The sequence below is a fragment of the Lacticaseibacillus suilingensis genome (genome assembly GCF_016861845.1).
Lineage (GTDB): Bacteria > Bacillota > Bacilli > Lactobacillales > Lactobacillaceae > Lacticaseibacillus > Lacticaseibacillus suilingensis.
The window spans coordinates 179,639-199,163 of sequence record NZ_BOLV01000001.1 but is presented as its reverse complement, the minus strand read 5'-3'; the positions used below and the strand labels follow the sequence as shown (position 1 = coordinate 199,163).

At 53.8% G+C, this 19,525-nt stretch carries 19 protein-coding genes and 1 pseudogene; 7 read left to right on the top strand and 13 right to left on the bottom strand.

Annotated features, from left to right (window positions below):
* Positions 1-146: 146 nt before the first annotated feature.
* Positions 147-1,055, bottom strand: coding sequence for a hypothetical protein (locus tag JUF11_RS00975; RefSeq protein ID WP_204117924.1), 909 nt, complete (start codon positions 1,053-1,055; stop codon positions 147-149).
* Between the two features lie 182 nt (positions 1,056-1,237).
* Between JUF11_RS00975 and nrdI the strand changes: the two genes are divergently transcribed.
* A complete protein-coding gene (gene nrdI / locus JUF11_RS00970; RefSeq protein ID WP_204117923.1) occupies positions 1,238-1,702 on the top strand; it encodes a class Ib ribonucleoside-diphosphate reductase assembly flavoprotein NrdI in 465 nt (154 codons plus the stop codon).
* Here nrdI and JUF11_RS00965 read toward each other — a convergent pair.
* A complete protein-coding gene (locus JUF11_RS00965; protein WP_204117995.1) occupies positions 1,690-2,571 on the bottom strand; it encodes an alpha/beta hydrolase in 882 nt (293 codons plus the stop codon). The genes nrdI and JUF11_RS00965 overlap by 13 nt on opposite strands.
* 139 nt (positions 2,572-2,710) lie before the next feature.
* Between JUF11_RS00965 and JUF11_RS00960 the strand changes: the two genes are divergently transcribed.
* Complete coding sequence (locus tag JUF11_RS00960; protein ID WP_204117922.1) at positions 2,711-2,932, top strand: helix-turn-helix domain-containing protein; 222 nt, start codon at positions 2,711-2,713, stop codon at positions 2,930-2,932.
* Positions 2,917-3,153 (top strand): winged helix DNA-binding protein, encoded by a 237-nt coding sequence (locus JUF11_RS00955; protein ID WP_204117921.1) that lies wholly within the window; start codon positions 2,917-2,919, stop codon positions 3,151-3,153. Before JUF11_RS00960 ends, JUF11_RS00955 begins: the two co-directional genes overlap by 16 nt.
* 48 nt (positions 3,154-3,201) lie before the next feature.
* On the opposite strand, the gene JUF11_RS00950 is transcribed toward JUF11_RS00955, so the two are convergent.
* The 4 genes from JUF11_RS00950 to JUF11_RS00935 form a co-directional block, all read right to left on the bottom strand.
* Positions 3,202-3,858: an HAD hydrolase-like protein gene (locus JUF11_RS00950; RefSeq protein ID WP_204117920.1), complete on the bottom strand. Its 657-nt coding sequence runs from the start codon at positions 3,856-3,858 to the stop codon at positions 3,202-3,204.
* Entirely contained in the window at positions 3,855-5,015 is a 1,161-nt protein-coding gene (locus JUF11_RS00945; RefSeq protein ID WP_204117919.1) for a cation:proton antiporter, read from the bottom strand. The genes JUF11_RS00950 and JUF11_RS00945 overlap by 4 nt, the downstream gene beginning before the upstream one ends.
* A gap of 24 nt (positions 5,016-5,039) precedes the next feature.
* Positions 5,040-5,558, bottom strand: a complete 519-nt coding sequence (locus JUF11_RS00940) for a GNAT family N-acetyltransferase (protein WP_204117918.1) — start codon at positions 5,556-5,558, stop codon at positions 5,040-5,042.
* Positions 5,559-6,140: 582 nt separating this feature from the next.
* Positions 6,141-6,443 carry a hypothetical protein gene (locus JUF11_RS00935; RefSeq protein WP_125582229.1) on the bottom strand — a complete coding sequence of 101 codons (303 nt, stop codon included), beginning with the start codon at positions 6,441-6,443 and terminating at the stop codon, positions 6,141-6,143.
* A 141-nt stretch (positions 6,444-6,584) separates the two neighbouring features.
* On the opposite strand from JUF11_RS00935, the gene JUF11_RS00930 reads away from it, so the two are divergent.
* The gene (locus JUF11_RS00930; protein ID WP_204117917.1) at positions 6,585-7,046 is read left to right on the top strand and encodes a universal stress protein; all 462 of its coding nucleotides are present in this window, start codon (positions 6,585-6,587) and stop codon (positions 7,044-7,046) included.
* Here JUF11_RS00930 and JUF11_RS00925 read toward each other — a convergent pair.
* The gene (locus JUF11_RS00925; protein ID WP_204117916.1) at positions 7,020-9,365 is read right to left on the bottom strand and encodes a cation-translocating P-type ATPase; all 2,346 of its coding nucleotides are present in this window, start codon (positions 9,363-9,365) and stop codon (positions 7,020-7,022) included. The two genes, JUF11_RS00930 and JUF11_RS00925, sit on opposite strands and share 27 nt — an antisense overlap.
* Before the next feature lie 126 nt (positions 9,366-9,491).
* Here JUF11_RS00925 and JUF11_RS00920 point away from each other — a divergent pair.
* Positions 9,492-10,397: pseudogene (locus tag JUF11_RS00920) on the top strand (proline iminopeptidase-family hydrolase); the annotation flags it as partial.
* 389 nt (positions 10,398-10,786) lie between these two features.
* On the opposite strand, the gene JUF11_RS00915 reads toward JUF11_RS00920, so the two are convergent.
* The gene (locus JUF11_RS00915) at positions 10,787-11,131 is read right to left on the bottom strand and encodes a hypothetical protein (protein ID WP_204117915.1); all 345 of its coding nucleotides are present in this window, start codon (positions 11,129-11,131) and stop codon (positions 10,787-10,789) included.
* Positions 11,132-11,255: 124 nt separating this feature from the next.
* Here JUF11_RS00915 and pepF point away from each other — a divergent pair, with 124 nt between their 5' ends.
* Entirely contained in the window at positions 11,256-13,064 is a 1,809-nt protein-coding gene (gene pepF / locus JUF11_RS00910) for an oligoendopeptidase F (protein WP_204117914.1), read from the top strand.
* On the opposite strand, the gene JUF11_RS00905 is transcribed toward pepF, so the two are convergent.
* Positions 13,065-13,556 (bottom strand): flavodoxin domain-containing protein, encoded by a 492-nt coding sequence (locus JUF11_RS00905; protein WP_204117913.1) that lies wholly within the window; start codon positions 13,554-13,556, stop codon positions 13,065-13,067.
* A gap of 146 nt (positions 13,557-13,702) precedes the next feature.
* On the opposite strand from JUF11_RS00905, the gene tpx reads away from it, so the two are divergent.
* Positions 13,703-14,200 (top strand): thiol peroxidase, encoded by a 498-nt coding sequence (tpx, locus tag JUF11_RS00900; RefSeq protein WP_204117912.1) that lies wholly within the window; start codon positions 13,703-13,705, stop codon positions 14,198-14,200.
* A 91-nt stretch (positions 14,201-14,291) separates the two neighbouring features.
* Here tpx and JUF11_RS00895 read toward each other — a convergent pair whose 3' ends face one another.
* The 4 genes from JUF11_RS00895 to JUF11_RS00880 form a co-directional block, all read right to left on the bottom strand.
* Entirely contained in the window at positions 14,292-15,671 is a 1,380-nt protein-coding gene (locus JUF11_RS00895; RefSeq protein ID WP_204117911.1) for an LPXTG cell wall anchor domain-containing protein, read from the bottom strand.
* 629 nt (positions 15,672-16,300) lie between these two features.
* On the bottom strand, positions 16,301-17,803 hold the full coding sequence (locus JUF11_RS00890; RefSeq protein WP_204117910.1) for a metallophosphoesterase family protein: 1,503 nt from the start codon (positions 17,801-17,803) through the stop codon (positions 16,301-16,303).
* Positions 17,803-18,399, bottom strand: a complete 597-nt coding sequence (locus JUF11_RS00885; protein WP_204117909.1) for a YitT family protein — start codon at positions 18,397-18,399, stop codon at positions 17,803-17,805. Before JUF11_RS00885 ends, JUF11_RS00890 begins: the two co-directional genes overlap by 1 nt.
* Positions 18,400-18,545: 146 nt before the next feature.
* Complete coding sequence (locus JUF11_RS00880) at positions 18,546-19,523, bottom strand: AEC family transporter (protein ID WP_204117908.1); 978 nt, start codon at positions 19,521-19,523, stop codon at positions 18,546-18,548.
* Between the last annotated feature and the right edge of the window lie 2 nt (positions 19,524-19,525).

Genomic DNA, 19,525 nt, shown 5'->3' with positions numbered 1-19,525 from the left:
TGGAGCTCATTTTCACCAATTAACGACGGCCCCTTTCTCACCAACCGGGTTCTCTGTCCGTCGCGCCATGGCTCTCTTCTCCGCAAAGCACGTGATATGAATAAGGTCATCTTATGGCCTTGCTCTCATAATGTCAACATCCTTTTTTAATTTGCCGCCGGCGTGCGCTTCTCACGCAGCCGCAGCAGCTGCCCCAAACCGGCCATCACTAAGCCCACAATCGCCACAATTCCGGCGACATGCTGCCACACCGGCACAAACTGGGCCTGCATTTGGAGAATAACCGGCGTGCCAACGCCGCTGAGCTTAATGTAAGGCGCAAACGCTGGGAGCGCCGCGAGCAAGGCGCCCAGCCCAGCTAGCAAGGCAATCAGGTAAGTAATCCGGCCACTAACTCGCAGCCACCGCGCCCAGCTGTGACTGACGGCGCGCATGACCAGCAGCACCGCCGCCGCCAAAATGCCGCCAACAATCGCCGCGGTTTGGCTAAATAGCGCGAACATCGGGTAGGCTAGCCCAATGCCATGCGCCATCATGGTATCCAGAATGACCTTGTCAAAATGTTCCTGCACCGCGGCCTTCACCTGGGTCCGAATCGCGGCCGGATAGGCTTGCCCTTGCTTTTGCAATGAGGCGGCGGTCCGCTGATCGATTTCTTTCAGCAGCGGCGCTAACGTCAGCTTGCTCGCAGAATCCGGATCGGTACTGATAAATGACCAGTCAATCGCTTTGCTTGTTTGTGGCACCTGGCCAAAGTTGGCGCTGACCGCCAGTCCGGTGCGCAAGCCGCGGGCCAGCGTCGTCTTCGTCACGAGGTTGCCTTGCGGGGCTACCGGCAAATCAGCGCCGGTTTCCACCTTGACCGCCGAGGCCGTGATGGTCTGCTGAAAACTGGTCAGGCTCGCCGAGTTGGTGAGGGCCCGTCGCATTTGCGTTTCCCGGCCAAAAGTCAGCGCAAAGCTGAGGCCCACCCCAAATACGATCAGGAGCACCGTATAGATTAAACTGAATAACCCCAGCCAGCCGCGACTGACCCCTGTGTATTTTCCTCGCATGTGTGTGCCTCCGTTTCTCCCATTATACCCGAACCACCGCGATTCTGCGACCGGACGGCGTACTGCATCTGGTATCTCACCAGTTAAAACGGCACTACCAGTAGTAGCCGATTTCGTGGTACAGTTAGCGTAACGAAAAGCGGCAGTCGCCATCGACCGCCGCCGCAAAGGAGTCTCCCTTCATGATCAACTTACTGTACATTTCAATTTCCGGTAACACCCGCGCCTTCGCCCAGCGTTTGACTCATTATGCTGAAGCCCAGCATGAGGTCGATTCCGCGCAACCGCTGATTCACTTAACGGAAATCTCAGACGCCTCGCAGGCTGAAGGTGAAACTGCGCCTTATTTTGTGATGATTCCCACCTACCTGGATGGCGGCAATGGCATCGATAATGGCTTCAATGAACTGATGACCACCGCCATGGGTGATTACATGCGCGAACCCGGCAATGCCGCGTGGTGTCGCGGGATCATTGGCTCAGGCAATCGTAACTTCAACGAACAATACTGCTTAACCGCCAAGGAATACTGCCGGGAGTTCGACGTACCGTTTTTAGCGGACTATGAACTGCGCGGTAACGCCGTGGATGCCAAGCGAATCTATGAAATCTTGGTGCAAACCAGCCAGGCTGATCAGGCGAAATAACGATCAATCCAGCCAATCACGCGCTGTCGGTACTCGGCTGGCGCTTTGGCCAAGCTCTGGGCGTGTCCGGCTTTCGGGACCACCCAGAGCTTTTTTGGTGCGCTGGTAGCCGCATACTCGCGATGCACCATCGCCGTGGGCACGAAGTTGTCTTGGGCGCCGTGAATGAAGAAAATCGGCCGGGTGTTGTGATGCAAGGCCGCAATCGTTGACGCCTGGAACACATTGTATTTTGCCTTCAGACTAGCCGTCAAAGCGACGGTCGGCACCAGTGGATAGCGCGGCAGGTTATACATTGCTTTGGCTTGCGCGGCCAGCTCATCCATGATGCTGGTATAGCCGCAGTCTTCGACAATGACTTTGACCTGACTGGGCAGCTGTTCGCCGCTGAGGTACATCACCGTGGCGCCGCCCATGGACTCGCCATACAACGCAATTTGGCTATGCCGACCGACCCGCTTAATCACTTGGTTTAGCCAACGCAGGTAGTCGCCGCGGTCTTGGTAGCCGTAGCCAATCGTGTTACCGGTCGACTGGCCATGACCGCGATCATCTGGCGCCAGCACATTAAAGCCAGCGTCATGAAACAGCTTGATTTGGCGGGCCATTTTTTCTTTGGTACCCATGTAGCCATGCGCCACCACCACTGTTTTCAGCGTCGACTTGGCCGCTGGGACGTAATCCGCCACTAGCTTTAAGCCGTCTGGGGTCGTTTGATGCCAGGTGGTTTTGGTCGTCTGGGCGAGCCAGTGTTGCGCCTTGGCCACCGCCGGGCTGGTGGTATGGCTCAAAAAGGTCTTGCGACTAGGCACAAAGGCAAATTGGTAAAAATAAAGCGAAGCGCCGGCCAAGCCGCCACAAATGACCATCCCCAAAGTGGTTAAGATGATTGTCCATTTTCGTTTCAAATTTCGGCCCCCTATTTTATCTATATTGGCACGGGAAAGGTTTGGCGTCTATCGTTATTTGAGATAGACTAACGGTATCGAGACAATAAGGAGCATGGGTATGGAAGAACAAAGACTACGCCGCGAGTTCATTAATATTTACTTCACGACGATCAAACATATCGAAACCGAAATTTCCAAACCGTTGACTCAATTTCGGTTATCTTTTGAACAATACCAGATTCTGAACGATTTGGCGACTCATGAGGTGGCCACACTGACTGATATTGTGGCCAAGCGTCAAGTTACCAAGCCCGCCAGCTGCGGGTGCTGCGCGACCTAGGCTATGTGACTCAGGCCTCTGATAATGGCGATCACCGCCGCCGGCTGCTCCAACTGACCCCACTGGGCAAACGGGTCGAAGCGCAGGCCAGTGCCTTGAGCAAGGCCGAATTTGATCGTTGGGTGGCGATCATGGGCGAGCAGAAACTTTTGGACCTGCTGACGATGCTTCAAACCGCCAGTGAATTACTGTTAGATACGCCGGCGCAAACCACCAAATAAGCACAAGAAAGCCGCATCCGGTTTGGGAGGATGCGGCTTTCGTTTGGCCTAAGCGAGCAATTGGGCGACCCCTGCTGGTAATTCACTCGGACTGGCGACCAGCGCCATGGCGTGGGCGCCGTTGAGCTCTTGCGCGTCGCCGAAGCCATAAGTCACGCCGAGGGTTTTGACATGATTGTTTTCGCCGCCAATCATATCGGTATCGCGGTCGCCAATCATCACACTACGCGCCGGATCCGCGTTCGCAGAAGCAATGGCGTATTCCAACACCGCGGTTTTCGACGACCGAATCCGCTCATCCAGCGTCGCGCCATACAAGCCTGAGAAATACTGATTCAGGTCAAAGTGCTCAGCGATTCGCTTGATCATGGGCTCTGGCTTGGCAGAAGCGACATTGAGCTGATAGCCAGCCAGCCGCAGTTGATCCAGCGCTTTAGTCACACCAGGATAAAGGCTGAGCTCAAAGATGCCCTCAACTTGATAGTGTTCCTGGTAATAGCCAATCGTGCGCGTCACTTCTGCAGCACTCAAGGCTGGGTAGTATTTGTTCATACTGGTGGTGAGCGACGGACCAATAAAGTTGCGGTACGTCGCATCATCGAGTTGCGGCAAGTGCATGGCATCAATCATGTAGTGAATACTATCGATAATCCCTTTTTCGGAATTCGCAATCGTACCATCAAAATCAAAAAACAGGGACTTCATTCATCAATCTCCTTTGCTTGCCGCTTCAACGCAGCTTTCAACATAAATGGGGCAATCAACGTCGTCAGCACAATCACAATGATCACGCTGGAATAAAAATCGCGATGGAGCAAGTGGGCATCAAAGCCAATTTGAGCGACAATCAGGGCCATTTCGCCACGACTGACCATGCCGCTGCCGATGATGTTGGCATCTGACCAAGCCATCCCCGCGAACTTGGCGCCAGCACCGCAGCCCAACCATTTGGTGAGCAAGGCCAACCCCGTCAAAATCACGATGAACCAGAAATCGTGCAGCACCCCAACAAACCGCATGTTGAGGCCAATCGACACGAAGAACACCGGAATGAACACCCCGTAGCCAATCGCTTCCAGCGCTTGGTCCACTTCAGCTCGATACTTGGTTTCACTCACGGCAACCCCGGCGAAAAACGCGCCAATCACCGCTGACAGCCCCAGCAAATCCGCCAGGTACGCCATACCTAGACATAGCAGCAGCGACCCTAACGTCACCGACGCCACCGGCAGCAGATGCTGGGCCAGGTGCATCACCAGCGGCGCTAGCCATTTGACCACCAGATAAATCAGGCCAAAATACAGCACCTGCTCGATCAGCGTCAGCCATAGCGGTACCGCGGTCTTAGCGCCGGTGCCAAAGACCCCGACTGCCACACTTAAGATGATCACCGTCAAAATATCATCCACCACTGCCGCGCCTAAAATGGTGGCGCCGCTTTTACTATCGAGGGCGTTAAGCTCTTTGAGCACCTCAACGGAAATCGAAACCGAAGTGGCGGCATAGGTGATCCCCAGAAAAGCAGCCGCGACAGAGGAAAAGCCCCAAGCCGAAGCGAAGGCAAAAATCACGCCGGTAAGGACGATGACCCCAATCACGGCAACGAGCACCGCCGGGCGGAAATATTTCTTGAGCATCGTCAGGTCGCTTTCCAGCCCAGCGATGAACATTAGGACAATCACGCCGATTTCGCTGAATTCGCTAATCATGTGGCTGGGTTGAATCCAATTCAGTAGCGCCGGCCCAAACACAATCCCAGCCACCAGCTCGCCGATCACGGCGGGAATGCCAATTTTTAAACTAAAATGACTGAGCAGCAGCGTTGCTAATAAGATCAACGCCAACACGCCTAAATACCCCATCGCCGCTCCCTTCTGCGTCGATTCCTACTTCAATAACAACTGGTACGCGTTGCGTTCTGGTACTGGCTCATCTAGATAGACAATGCCGCGATACTCAAAGCCGTTGCCTAAAATGACATGCTGCATGATTTTGTTTTGAGCATGGGTGTCGATACGCAGGTCGTAAAACCCGCGCTTATAGGCCTCAGTGATGAGATTGGACATAAACAATTTACTGAGATGCTGGCCGCGAATCTTGGCCGAAACGGCAAAGCGATGAATCATCATGTAAGGCGCAGCGCCGACCCAACCGGGGCCATCGATTTTGCCATAGAACGGGTCCGGTCCTTCCAGGAGGCTAGCGTTACCGGCCACCTGGCCATCCACAATCAGCAGGCGGTTGGTGCCTTTGGCTAAATCAGCTTCCACTGCTGGCTGATCTGGATAGGTGCCTTGCCACTGGTTGATGCCTTGGGCGTGCAAAAACGCGCGGGCGTCATCAATGATGCCCATAATCGCCGGAATGTCCGCCGGTGTGCCTTGCCGCATATAAATAGTTGCCATGCTGTGCCTCCAGTAAAAGATAGTGCTCTTATTGTCGCGCAAAAATGCGCTTTTGGCAATTGAGGCAGCGGAGTGAAGCCGGTTTTAGCCTGACGAGTAGCCTAGGCAAGTGCCTTGAAGCTGGGCTTGGGTTTCGAGGTGCTTGCCGTAGCTAATCGCTCAGGCGTTGGCTTCACGCAGCGCGACTAAAGGCAGGCCCGGGCAGCCTCCGCGGGGAGGGGCTGGAACGTGGTGGCCAGCGCTTTGAGCCTCGCGATGCGAGTCTCAAAGTCGCGGCTTGTTCTATGCCAGCCTAGACCGCTGGCTAAGAACAATTTCACCACTGAGCCCCTCCCCGCTCCGGTTGCCCTCAACAGGCGATATAGCAGACTGTGGAGTGTGGCTGCTTTTAGCCGGATGAATAGCCTCGCCAGATGGTTTGCTACCGCTTTTGGGTGGCGAGCCAACTGGTGTAGCTAGCGACTCGAGTGTTGCCAACCGTAGCGCAACTATGAAGGCTGCGGAGTGTGGCGAGCAGACGCAAAAACACCCCTGGGCAGGTAAATCAAGTTGCCTAGGGGTGCTCGCAATTGTGAACCAAACTTACACTTCTGGCTTGGCCAGTTTGTGCATGTGCGGCTTGATGCCATGATGATGCCGGCAGCCGTGGTGCAGCATTGCCTTGAGTCTGATTTGCTTGGTGCGTTCTTTTTCCGCCCGCAGTTTTTGGTGCCCGATAATGATCTGGGTGGTGCCGATAATCATGAGCGCTACAGGTACGGTGTGAATAATGGCCAAGGGAATCACGAGTTCTGGGTCATCCTTCAGCATATTATCAAACGTGTGAATGGGCTCTTGCGCCGTTTCGACGAACTGTTTTGCAATTGCTTTCGTTTCTTTGAACATGGCCATCCCTCCTGTCTCTATCATACCAATTCACCGCCAAATTGCGAGGGAAAACGCTATCTTTGTTGAGACGGCAAGGCCTTTTCATCCCCTTGGCGCGGCCAGATATGGTACAACAAAGACAGAAAGGATGTGGCGAACATGACAGAACGCATTTTGGTGGCCTATGATGGCTCACCAGCGGCAGGCAAGGCGGTGGCGACAGCTCAGGCGATTGCGGCGCAAGAAGACGTGGTGATCGATCTACTCTACGTCATCGATACCCGCTCTTACCATGTGGGTCTTTATCAACAACCTGATGTCGATGGCACGATTTTATACAACGCCGAAACGCGCGCCGAACTTGAGCTGGATGAGCAAGCCAAAAAGCTGCAAGCTCAAGGTTTAACCGTGGCGTATCACTTGCGCTTCGGTAATCCGCGCACCGTGATTGCCTTGGATTTCCCGCAAGAATACCACTCCAGTCTAATTATTCTGGGCCGCGCAACCAAGCACGCCGCCACGCGCATGTTCATGGGCTCGGTGGCCAGTTTTGTCACGGAAAATGCACCATGTGATGTGCTGATTGTCACCGCGTCAGAAGCGCCAGTTGATCCGAGATAATACGCGTTTGCCCAGCACTTCTTGGAGCAGCAAGTACACCGGCAGACTGGACAGCAGCATTGGCACATAAACCAACGCCCGGTCCCACCGCCACAAGTTGGCCAGCGAGAACACGCCGTTCACCACAAAGAACACCCCGAAAAAGGCTACCAGCAAAAGCACCAGCATCAGGGTTTTGAACCGGTTGAACGGCCGCGACACTAGGCCCACCACATGGAGCTCGATGACGCCAATCATGAACACCACCAGCGTCGAAGTGAAGGCAAAGTCCCAGTGCCACAGGTACTCAAAGCGCGTCAGCAGCAGCGTGTACCCGACGACAGCTAAGGCCGCCGGCGCGGCGATGGTCATCACTTTTTGGAAGAATTGGCCGGTGACACGCTGGAAGTTCGGCTCTAAGGTCAAAAAGAATGACGGAATGGCCACGGCAATCGCAGACACCGGGGTCAGGTTAATCGGGGTAATCGGATAATCCAGCGGCAGAAAAACAAAAATCGCGGTTAAAATCACAGAGAAAATGGTTTTGACCAGGTACATCGACGCCACCCGTTCGATGTTGTTGATGACCCGGCGCCCTTCGTTTAAGACGCCGGTCATCGCATCAAAGTTGGAATCCAGCAAGGTAAAGTCGGCAATCGACTTCGCCGCCTCGGCCCCAGAAGCCATGGCAATCGCGCAGTCCGACTGCCGCAGTGCCAACACATCGTTGACCCCATCCCCTGTCATCGCCACGGTATGGCCGTTTTGCTGAAGCGCCTGAATCAGGTGCTTTTTTTGCGTCGGCGTCACCCGGCCAAACACGGTATAGTCTTGCACCAGCTGGTTGAAATCCGCCTCGTCAGGCACAGTTTGCATGTCCACCCAGTGCTCGGCGTGGGTCAGGCCAGCTTGCTGGGCGACATTGGCCACGGTCAGGGGATTGTCGCCGGAAATAATCTTCAGCGTCACGTCCTGCGTTTCGAAAAACGCCAAGGTCTCAGCCGCGGCAGGTCGCACTTCATCGCTGATGGTGAGATAGCCCAACAGCTGCATGCCAGCCAGCGGCATTGCCAGGCCTTGCTGAGTCTCAGCCACGGCGAGCACCCGGTACCCCGCGCGGGTCGCCTTGGCGATCGTTTGACTGACGGTTGGCGGCAAGCCGGCAGGAAAGACAAACTCCGGTGCCCCAATCACAACGCTGGTACCATCGCTGAAGCTGGCGCCAGACCATTTCCGCGCGGACGAAAACGGCATCGTATTCACCACGGTGACGCTCGGTTGCTGCGGCCAGGCCTGTTTGATGGCCAGTGCGGTTTCGTTATCGTCATTTAATGCGTAAACCGCCGCCGTTGCGGCCTTGATCACGGCGTCTTCGCTGCTCGTTGCCGCTGGATACACGCCACTGATGCGCAGTTTGCCAGAGGTAATGGTGCCGGTTTTGTCCAAGCACATCACATCCACCCGGGCCAAGGCCTCAATCGCCGGCAGCGCTCGCACCAGCACGCGCCGCTTTGCCAAGTTGCGCGACGATACCGCCAGCGCGACGTTGGTTAGCAGCACCAAGCCTTCGGGAATCATCCCAATCATGGCAGCGCTGGTCGACAAAATCGCTCGGTTGTAATTACCACGCCGCACCATGGACACGATGAATAACGCGGCCCCGAGCGGAATGAGCACGTAGGTCAGCACCTGAATAATGCGGTTGATGGTGGCCAGCAGCTGGCTTTGCGTTTGCGGCCCCGCCTTGGCTTCATTGGCCAGCTTGGCGGCAAATGTGGTTGCCCCCACCGCCGTGGCCTGCATCACCACCTGTCCCGCAACCAGAAAGCTGCCGGAGTATAGCGGATCATCGACCTGTTTACTGATGGGATTGGCTTCCCCAGTCAGCGGGCTTTCGTCCACTTCCACGCCGCTGGTTTCGCGCACCACCCCGTCGACCGGAATTTGATCGCCACGTTTGAGCACCAGCAGGTCGCCTAACACAATGGCCGTTTGCGCAATGGTGTGCAAAGCACCGTCCCGCCGGACTTGGGCCGGCGTTTCGGCTAAAATCCGCATTTTGTCGATTTGAATCTTGGCCCGAATTTCCTGGAACGTCCCAATAGCGGTGTTGATAATCGCCACGAACAAAAACAGCAGATTTTTGTAACTACCAGTGGTGGCAATCAGGACACCTAAGGCTAAGTTCACGAAATTAAACAAGGTGAAGGTGTTGCCACTGATAATTTGGCCGATTGAAGGCGTTAACGCCGCCGGTTGGGTGTTGACTTGGCCTGCTTGCTCGCGCTTGGCCACTTCTTCATTGGTTAACCCACTTGCATTTGTCGACTGCTCTGCCATATGGCCACCTTCCTTCTATTCTCATTCTAGCCGATAGCCGCCGCAAAATGCCGGCGAACGCCTTGAATTAAGAGATTTTTAGGTGCCTGCGCGGTAGAATAAGGCATAGAACAATGAGGTGAGACAATGAAAACAGCAAAAAACGGTACCCATTTTGTCACCTTGGCCAATGGCTACCATCTTTGGACGCAAACTCGCGGCAATGGCCCCATTCAGCTGATGACGCTGCATGGCGGGCCTGGTGGCACCAATGAAGTCTTTGAAAACTTCGGTGAACGCCTCGCCCCTTATGGCGTCACTGCCACCCGCTATGACCAACTCGGCTCCTGGTACTCGGATCAACCAGACTGGACCGACCCCGCCATTCGCGAGCAATTTTTGAATATTGACTACTACGTCAATGAAGTCGAAGAAGTGCGGCAAAAGCTAGGTCTCGACCACTTTTTCTTGTTAGGCCAAAGCTGGGGCGGCGTGCTCGCCATCGAATACGCCTTGCGGTACGGTGAGCACCTCAAAGGCCTGATTCTCAGCTCGATGATCGACAATTTGGATGAATACATCGTCAACATCAATGCGATTCGCGAAAGCATGTTCACGCCCGACCAGGTCGCTTACATGAAGCGAATCGAAGCCGACCACGCCTTCACGGACGCCAAGTATCAAGCCCTGGTGGCTGAACTGGGCGAACATTACCTGCATCACCAAAGCGACCCCCAGCCCCGGCACCTGATCTCGGTGATGGGCACGCCAGTTTATAACTACTTCCAAGGCGACAACGAATTCGTCATGGTTGGGGCGCTGAAAGACTGGGACCGGCGCGCCGACATTCACAACATCACCGTGCCCACCTACCTGACCTTCGGCGGCCACGAAACCATGCCGTTAACCGCAGCGCGGCGGATGGCCGCCACCATCCCCAACGCCACCTTGCACATCACCCCTGGCGCCGGCCACGGTCAGATGCTTGATAACCCAGACGATTACTTCAAGCACCTGGGTGAGTGGCTGCTTTTCAGCAGTAGTATGCCTGCCGCTGAAAAGCAGCCACTCGCTTACCACTCATGCTATTGCCGCGATTGCCTATTCTCAGACAGCCGATTTCCCACCAAGCCGACGAAGCCTTTTCTGTTGTCCAGCGAGTGCGGGCGGGGTGGTGGAGGGGCGCGGCGGTCCAGCCGCGAAACAACCAGCACACGAGGAGACTGCGCACTTTGCAGGCTGCTCCTGTGCTGGTTGGGGGCAAATGCAAGACAGCGTTGAGCGCGTATGCGCGATGCTGGCTCGCATTTGAGGCTGGAGACCGTCTTTTGGCTCCAGCCGTCCCCCGCAGCCAGACCGCCGCGCCCCGGAGCCACCCCGCCCGCACCCGCGGCACGAAAAAACATCCCACCATTGACTAAAAAAAGTCAGGTGGGATGTTTTTAGTAGTACCGACTGTGGTTGAAGAAGTTCAAATGGGCAACGATGGTGTTCGGCTCGCTTAAGCGCGGCGGCAACACCGAAAGACCCAAATCATCGAGATGTTTCATGATGTTGTTGGTGACGGCCACTTCTAATTCCGCCGGATCAAGCTCAGGCGCAGCCTTTTGGGCCTTATCCATCGCCACCTGCACATCGATTTCCAGCCGATCGACAAAATGTTGGTCAAGCTCCTCGTACAACGCATTGACCTGTTCGTCCACATAACCTTCTGTGACCTTGAACAACTCATTATTTTTGGCCTTGAGATTGTAGTACCGTGTCACCAGTTGATTATTGTTAATCATACGCGGCCTCCTTATTTGTTTTCACTTAGTTTACCAAAAATAACAGCCGAAAAAAACGCACAGCTGATAATCCCATTAGCTTGCATGCTATACTGAGGCCAAACTGAAATGAAGGAGTGATTGTATGCCTACCGCCTTACCACCGCGCAGCGCCGTTGATCCCGCGCTAACTTGGGACCTCACTGCTATTTTTGCCACCGAGACTGATTTTGAAAGTGCCATTAAGCAACTGCAAGCCCTCACCACCGACTTCGTTCGCATTTATTCTGGTCGGTTAAACGAGGCGCCGGTGATTGACGACGCACTCGACGACTACGCCAGCTTACAAGTGCTCGCCGATCACATTAGCGCTTACGCCTTCCTGCCGCAATCTGCTGACACCACCGACCCCAAGGCCAATGCGCGCCTGCACCGGGTGGAAAGCCTGCTGGCGCAAAACGACGCCCAGCTGCAATTCTTTACCACCGAGCTGCAAGGCCAGCCGGAAGCAGTGCTCAAGGCCGCGGAAGACACTGAAGACCATGCCGCCTTCATCCGCCACATTTTGCTCGAAAAGCATCACGCCTTGCCGCTGGCGGCTGAGCAGGTGCTGGCTGAACTCGATCCCGCCTTGAACGCACCGGACACCATGCGTAGTCAGGCCATTTTTGGGGACATGGATTTCGGCAGCTTCGAAGTGGATGGGCAAACGTATCCGCTCTCCTTTGTTCTATATGAAGAGGAATATCAAAAGCACCCCAACACCAAAGTGCGCCGCGCCGCGTATCATCAATTCTGCGCCACCCTCGCGCGCTACCAAAACACGATGGCGGCTGGTTACTATGCGCAAGTGGCCAAGGAAAAGACGCTGGCCACCATGCGCGGTTTTGACTCCGTTTTCGATTACTTACTCGCGCCGCAGGAAGTCACCCGTGAAATGTTCGACCGCCAAATCGACGGCCTGATGAACGGCCTCGCGCCAATCATGCGGCGCTACGTCACGCTCATCAAACAGCTCTGGGGTCTCGATCACATTGGCTACACCGATTTGCAAATCGACTTGGATCTGACCTACACGCCTACCATCAGTCTGGCGGAAGCGCCAGCTGCCATTGCCAAGGCGATTGCGCCCATGGGCCAGGCTTACCAAGCTCGGATTATGCAGGCCTTCCCAGAGCGTTGGGTGGATTTTGCGGCTAATCAGGGCAAGGAATCGGGCGCGTTTGCCGCCAGTGTTTACGGCGTGCATCCGTATGTCGAAATGAGCTGGGCGGATACGCTGCCAGCGCTCTACACCCTGGTGCACGAACTCGGCCACACCGGGCAAATGACATTGGCCGGCGAGCAACACAGCATTTTGGCCAGCGGACAATCGACTTACATCAGCGAAGCGCCCAGCACCTTCCACGAACTGCTACTGACCCACAGTTTGCTCAGTGAGTACCAGGAACCGCGGCTGCAGCGCTACGCCTTGAGCCGGCTGCTTTCCGATACCTACTTCCACAACTGTGTCACCCACTTGCTGGAAGCAGCCTTCCAGCGCGAGGTTTACACCTTGATTGACGCCGGCGAGTCCTTCGACGCCGCTAAGTTGAATGAAATCAAAAAAGGCGTCCTGCACCAGTTCTGGGGCGATGCCGTTGATTTGGACGATGGCATGCCAGAACTGACGTGGATGCGCCAAAGTCATTATTATATGGGCTTATATTCCTACACCTACTCGGCCTCAATGGTAATCTCAACTTCGGCCTACCTGCGCCTCGCTCAAGATGGCGAAGCGGCGATTGCTGACTGGCAGCGCTTCTTGGCCCTTGGTGACACCAAGGCCCCACTTGAAGCCGCCCAAGTCGCCGGGGTGGACATCAGTACTGATGCACCACTGAAGCAAATGATCAGTTTCCTTGACGACACGGAACACCAGATTGAAGCCTTAACCACCCAAATCAACGGGTGATCACAGCAACCCTTTTTCATCCAGCCGATCTACCGCTTCCAGCAACGGTAAAATCGTGCGCACCCCGCATTGCGGCGGCGCCTCGGTGAGCCTGCGCTGATGGTAATGGTACGGTAGCTTCAAGCGCAGCGGTAGCGCTGATTCATCGACCTGACCGTTGAAGTAAAACAGCTGCGGTTCGCGCTGGCATTTGCGAAAGGTTCGCTCTCGAATCCCTGACAAATCCAGTTGCGCCGCCGGCTGAATCCCGGTGCCAAACACAATCATCTGCTGCGGCAACGAAAGCTGAAACCGGGCGTAAAACTGCCGAAACCCCATCACCCCAGAATTTTTGGCGTGCGCACCGTACACCACCAGACGCGCTTGCACCAAATCTGGCGTGGTGACGAACTTACTATCCACCACCTCGCAGTGCAGCTCACGCGCGATCCACATCGCGTATTTCTGAGTAAACCCCGACTGCGATAAATAAACAACGACCACCTTAGCCATGGCTGCACCTCCTTTGCAAAGGCTCACTTCAATTGTAGCAACCCGTAAGCGCTAGCCGCAAAGAAACACACCCAGCCTTTTCTATGCTAAACTGAAGATGAGCGCAGTCGTTTGGACTGCCGATTCGTTCAATAGGAGGGATTCTTTTGAAAATCACCCGTCATGGTGCGCCGCAGCAAACAAACGGCGAACCGCCAATGATCGGCCACAACCTGCCGGCTTTTACCGTCAAAGCCGCCGATGGCCATACCGTCTCTGACCGCGACTTAGCAGGCCACTATAGCCTGATCAGCGTAGTGCCAGATATCGATACCCGCGTATGTAGCGTCTCCACCAAGAACTTCAATCAAGCCGCCGATGGCTTTGCCGACATCAACTTCTTCACCATTTCCACCAACACCATTGCTCAGCAGCAAAACTGGTGCGCAGCGGAAGGCGTCAAGCAGATGCAACTGCTCTCTGACGAAGCCGGCAGCTTTGGCCAAGCCATGGGCCTGTATGTTGCTGATAATAACACCAATGCTCGCAGCGTTTGGATCACCAATCCTGAAGGCAAGATTGTTTACCGCGAACTGATTGAAGAACAAACCGAAGAACCTGATTACGATAGCGCCTTGGCTTACCTCGAAACGCACGCCAAGTGACGCTCACCCTTGAGCCTGTCGCCTCGCGGCAGGCTCTTTGATTCCACGCAAAAAAGCCTCTCCGCAGAGAGACTTTCGGGTGAAGCCTTAATTAGGCGCGCTTCTTGGTGGTGCCGGCCAAGCCGAACAAGGCACCGATCACCGCAACCACCCCGATCGAGGAAGCAACCGTGTTGGTCGTGTCGCCTGTCTTAGGCAGGGTCTTGGTTGCCTTCTTAGTAGCAGGGGCTGTTTTAGCCTGCGTTGTCGACTTTGAAGTCGAGGTCTTAGTTGGCGTTGCTGGCGTCTTTGGCGTGGTTACTGTCGTGGTTGGGGTAACCTTAGCCTTCTTGTAAACACCGACGTAGTACTTGTTGTTAGCCTGATCCCAACCGATTTGAGTTTCGTCAATTGTATAACCGGCTGGCACATCGCTTTCAATCTGATCCCGGCTGACGCCACCCTTTGAAGCAACAGTGTATGAGGTTTGCTTCAGCACTTCGAGCGTCGTGGTATCGATATAGTCCACCTTGATGGTCTTGCTTGGCGCCTTAACTGGCACATAGTATTTATTGTACTTTTCGTCGTACTTGATATTTGCTGCATCAATGGTGTAACCAGCCGGCAATTCCTTCTCAACTTCAGCTGCGGGAACACCAGAACCCTTGTCAACCGTATAGCTCAGTCCATTAAGTACCTCATTGGTCTCTTCATCAATCAAGTCAACCTTAATCGTCTTCGTTGCCTTGACCGGAACATAGTACTTATTGTTAGCTTCGTCATAACGACCCTTGTTTGTCGTATCAAGACGGTAATCTTTCGGCAAGTTCTCCTTGACTTGGTCATAGGAGACCGCAGCGCTCCTGTCAATCGTGTAGCTCGTTTGCCCAACTACCTCATTGTTATCTTCATTAATGTAATCAATCTTGATGGTTTTTTTGGATGCTGCTTCTTTGGCTGCATCCAACACATCCTGCAAGGCGCTATAGTCGAGGTTTAAATTAGTCGAATCATCATCGGAAGTTACCGTAGCGTTATTGAAGAGATAGTCAATCTGCCCAAAATAGGTCCGACCAGTTGGCGTGTAGATCTGATTGCCTACTGCTGCGACTTGTTTTTTAAACTGTTCTTTGGTGTATTCCTTAAAGCCTTCCATCACCGGCTTCAATGCTTCAAACAGTTGCGTCTTTGACGTGATGGTGCCGTTTTCGACTTGCGCCTTCAAAGCATCAAGATCGCCGTAGAAGGACTTACCTGTCACGGTATCGGTGACATTTCCCACGCCTTGCTGAGCAAATTGATCTTTGTTGCCCGCAATCACATTAAGTAGCTCGGTCTTTGTCGCGGTTTCCGTTTGTGCAGGCGTCGCATCAGCAGCTACGGTCTGCGTACCCAAGGCTTGAACACTGAACAGTGTTGCTGCCGCAAGACCAGCTGCAATCCAGGTCTTGTGAGCCTTATAGAGTTTCTTTGCCCCTTGACGATTCTTCATATCAAATTCCTCCCATAGGATAATGCAAATTTATATCCGCCAAATTCCCCTTTATCGCTTATTATGAGTTTTTCTCTACGGATATCGACTAAAGTGTAATACCGATATAAATAATTGTCTATAATAACCCACGCAGAAAAGACGTAAATTTTTTAGTATTTTTGGAATCCGTGCTTCACTGATACTCGACTTTTTTGGAGCAACCAGCCGCAAACGGTACAGTGGTACGGTTTGCAAAGACCCGTTTTCAAGTCAGATCTCAAAAATTAAATTTTACCCCGTCAATGCCCGCAAAATACACTGAAATCAACGTTTATCCCGCCCTTTCCTCGTTTGGAATCCTGGTAACGAAGAACCTTAATGCCGTTTAATATCGACGAAGTACCGCAATTTTCCGTCAGTGGTACCTAAATTCTCGGCAGGGAAAATATTGTTATTTTTTGATGGTAAGGACACTGTGAAAAGCTGACTTTTTGTTCGTTATTTTGGAAATCGTCGAATTTTAACCTATCATTATCGCAGGTAGTATATTGTATATTTGATTGGTTACTATCTCACTGTGACGCCGGACTTATCATTTTTTGAATCAAAAAAGGCCCAGGCTAGAAATAACTAACCTGGGCCTAAAATTAATTTTCTTTTTCCTGTACTAGCCGTTTTATCTCAGCAATCAGGCCATCTACAGCTGGTTGAGTAGCAGCGTGATCCTTGATTAAATAACGGCCGGCGTTTAAAGCCAGCTGCAGCTCGGCGCTGGTTGCGGCCGCATGCTCATCGATCAAAGCTTGCAGCCGGCTAAAGTCAACGCGGGGAAAGACTCCCACCAGAACATGCTGGGCTTCTTCAACGGCGGCTTTGAGCGTGGCATCATCAAACCGCGCCAACTGCGGCCGCAGGAGATTGAGCCGGGCGGCGACGAACTGCCGCGTTAACTGGGCTTCTATCTGACCACTGCGCATGTCGCCAGCTAGATTTTCCGTGAACCGTTCGATGGCCGCCACATACTCATCGCGCTGAGCAAAGTAGCCATGATAGGGGCGCAAGTCTATCGGCGGCCGTTGTGCCGGCCGCGGATAAGCACTGGCCAGCAAGGTCTGGATTTGCGCCTGCACTTCAGGCCCAAATAAAGATTGAACCGGTGGCGCCGTGTGCTGATCGGTGCGGGGATCGTCAAACAACCGGGTATCATAACTGCGGTACAGCAGTTGCAAGGCATGCTGCGCCGACTCCGGATGCAAGACACTGAGGTCTGGCATCGCCGCCGCCAGCGTGGTGGTTTTCAGGGTGAAGTCATAAGCCGCCAACGGTCGATTAATGGCAAAATCCCAAGCTTCAAACTTCATGGCGTCATGGGTCCAGGTGCAGTAATAACCTAAGCCAGACCCGGTGCGACCATTTTCACTTAACGCAAACGCCGGTAAGTCAATGCAGGTACCGTATGACCGGGGTATCACCTCCGCCACGCCAAAGCCGTTATGAATGTGGCCACTGACAATAAAGGTATTGGGGTGACGACGCAGCACGTCTTTCACCACCGCGTCTTGAAGACCAAAGCCCCCACCAAAATTGCTCCGCCAATGCGTGTCACGCAGCGGCTGGTGTGACAACACAATGTTGATGCAGCCGCTGTTTTCTCCTGCCTGCAGCTGCGCATCCAGCCAGCGCACCTGCGCAGCGGAAAGATAGGAGCTGTCTTTCAAGCCTTTTTCCGTGTTTAGAACAATGAACTGATAATCCCCTAACCGCTGACTGAAATAAGGCTGCCAAGGCTGGTCGGGTTTGAGCCGCCGTAAGTAGTGCCGGCTGTATTCGGGCAACACGTTTTGGCGAAAATACTCGGGATCGGCCGCTTGATCGTTGTTCCAAGTCAGCGGATCAGGCCCGCGGACATCATGGTTGCCCAGCCCGACAATCAGTTGCTCCGCCGGCACGCGGTCAAGGCTCTTCCAGCAATCCTGAAACTGATCTTTTTCGCCGGTATCGGTGATATCACCGGCAATCACTACGGCAGCATCGGGATCCAGATGCCGCATATTCACCAAGGCATGGTGGAATGCGGCGGTGGTGTGGCGCTCGCTGCCAAGATGCAAGTCCGCGAGTAAAAACAAATTCAATCCCTGCTTCAAGGCCATCACACGGCCTCCTTTCCCCAATGCTGCAACATCCAATTCAATTCTGCGGTATAGATTACGGCAAACACGATTCCCAAGGCCACCGCTTGCCAGCCAAAGACCAGCAGCCCGGCGGCTAGCACCACAATGTTAAAGCCGCGGATAGCATGACTGAGATTGGTCTGGGGCCGAAACCGCTGCATAATCAGCGCCAACACATCCACGCCCACCGTCGAAGCGTTCGCGGTTAAGCAGGCGAAATAACCAAAAGCAATCAACCCTGACGCCAGCAGTAAATCCACCACTGGCTGAATGGTGACCTGCACCGACCAATCGTAAAACAGCGTGAAACACAGCGAGTACACGATGCTCGAAAACAACGACTTCAGAAACACCTCGCGGCCCAAGAAAGCCAAGGCCAAAATCAGCAAGCCCGCCAGCCACAGATTGTTGGCCACGGGGATACTGATGGCCGGCACCAGTTGATGCATAATCTGGGCCAAACTGGTGACCCCACCATTAATAATTTGATTGGGAACCAGCCATTTGGCATACGCGAATGCCATCACAGCATCACCGGCGACAATCAGCAAAAGCGCGTTGCGTTGCCTCTTCATCGTGAACCGTCCTTTTTGCTTTAATGCATACAGGTTACACCAGGCGGGAACCAAGATAAAGCCTTTTCACGGTTAGGCTGCGAAGCCCAGCGCATTTAGCTGCACGCAAAAAGTCGACCGCAGGAGCGATCGACTTAACTGGAGCATTAGATGCCTTGAATCAGTAACATGATAATCGGCACCACTACTGCGAACAACACAGTCGACAAGGTGACCACGTTCGTCGCATATTCGACATCCCCATGGCCTTCGGTGGCCAGAATTGGCAACACTGCCAGACCAGGCGCAGAGGCTTGAATAATCAAGGTCTTGGCTTCCAGACTTGGCATGCCAAAGCCGGCATGCGCGCCCAGCATGATCAAAGTGAAAATCAACGCTGGCGCTAACACGAAACGGCCAAGCAGCGCCACCACGGAGTCGCGGTCAAAGCGAATGGTGCTGAAGCCTGCCTTGGCCAAAATGATCCCGATGTAAATCAAGGACAGTGGTGTGACCAAGTTCCCCACATACGTCAAGGTGTTGACGGCAAAGCCTAACCAGCCGACATTCACGAATGGAATGTTCAGCAGCAAGAAGACCAGCGCCACCAAGAAACCGACGAGCGGCGCTGGCAGCAGCTTTTTCCAGTTAAAGGAAGAACTGGTGCTGCCATCTTTGGTTGGATCATCCCAGCTCATCAAGAACGCACCCAGCGTCCAAGTGGAAACTGTGTTGACCACGTAGTACATCAGGAAGTAAGGCGTCGCTTGATCACCGAACAAGGCCAAATTCAGAGGCAAGCCGATGAAAATCGTGTTGGCGTTGACGAACATGTTAATGAACGTCCCGCGCCGGCCGGGCTTGACCTTCAGCAGTTTAACCAGCAAGAAGGCAATCAAGTAGCCTAGAATGACCGCACCAAAGCCGTACACTAACCCGGAGCTTAAACTCACCAGTTTTTTCAGTGTGAGGCGTTGCAGTACAGAGATAAAGATAGAAGCTGGCAAAGCCACTTTCATCAGCAATTTGGAAATCGTCCCGCCAAAATTGTCATCGAACCAGCCGTTGTGCTGCAGAAGATAGCCCAGCGCAATCATCAGCACAATGGTCAAAATGCTTTCAATAGAAGTATATAATGCGGTCACCT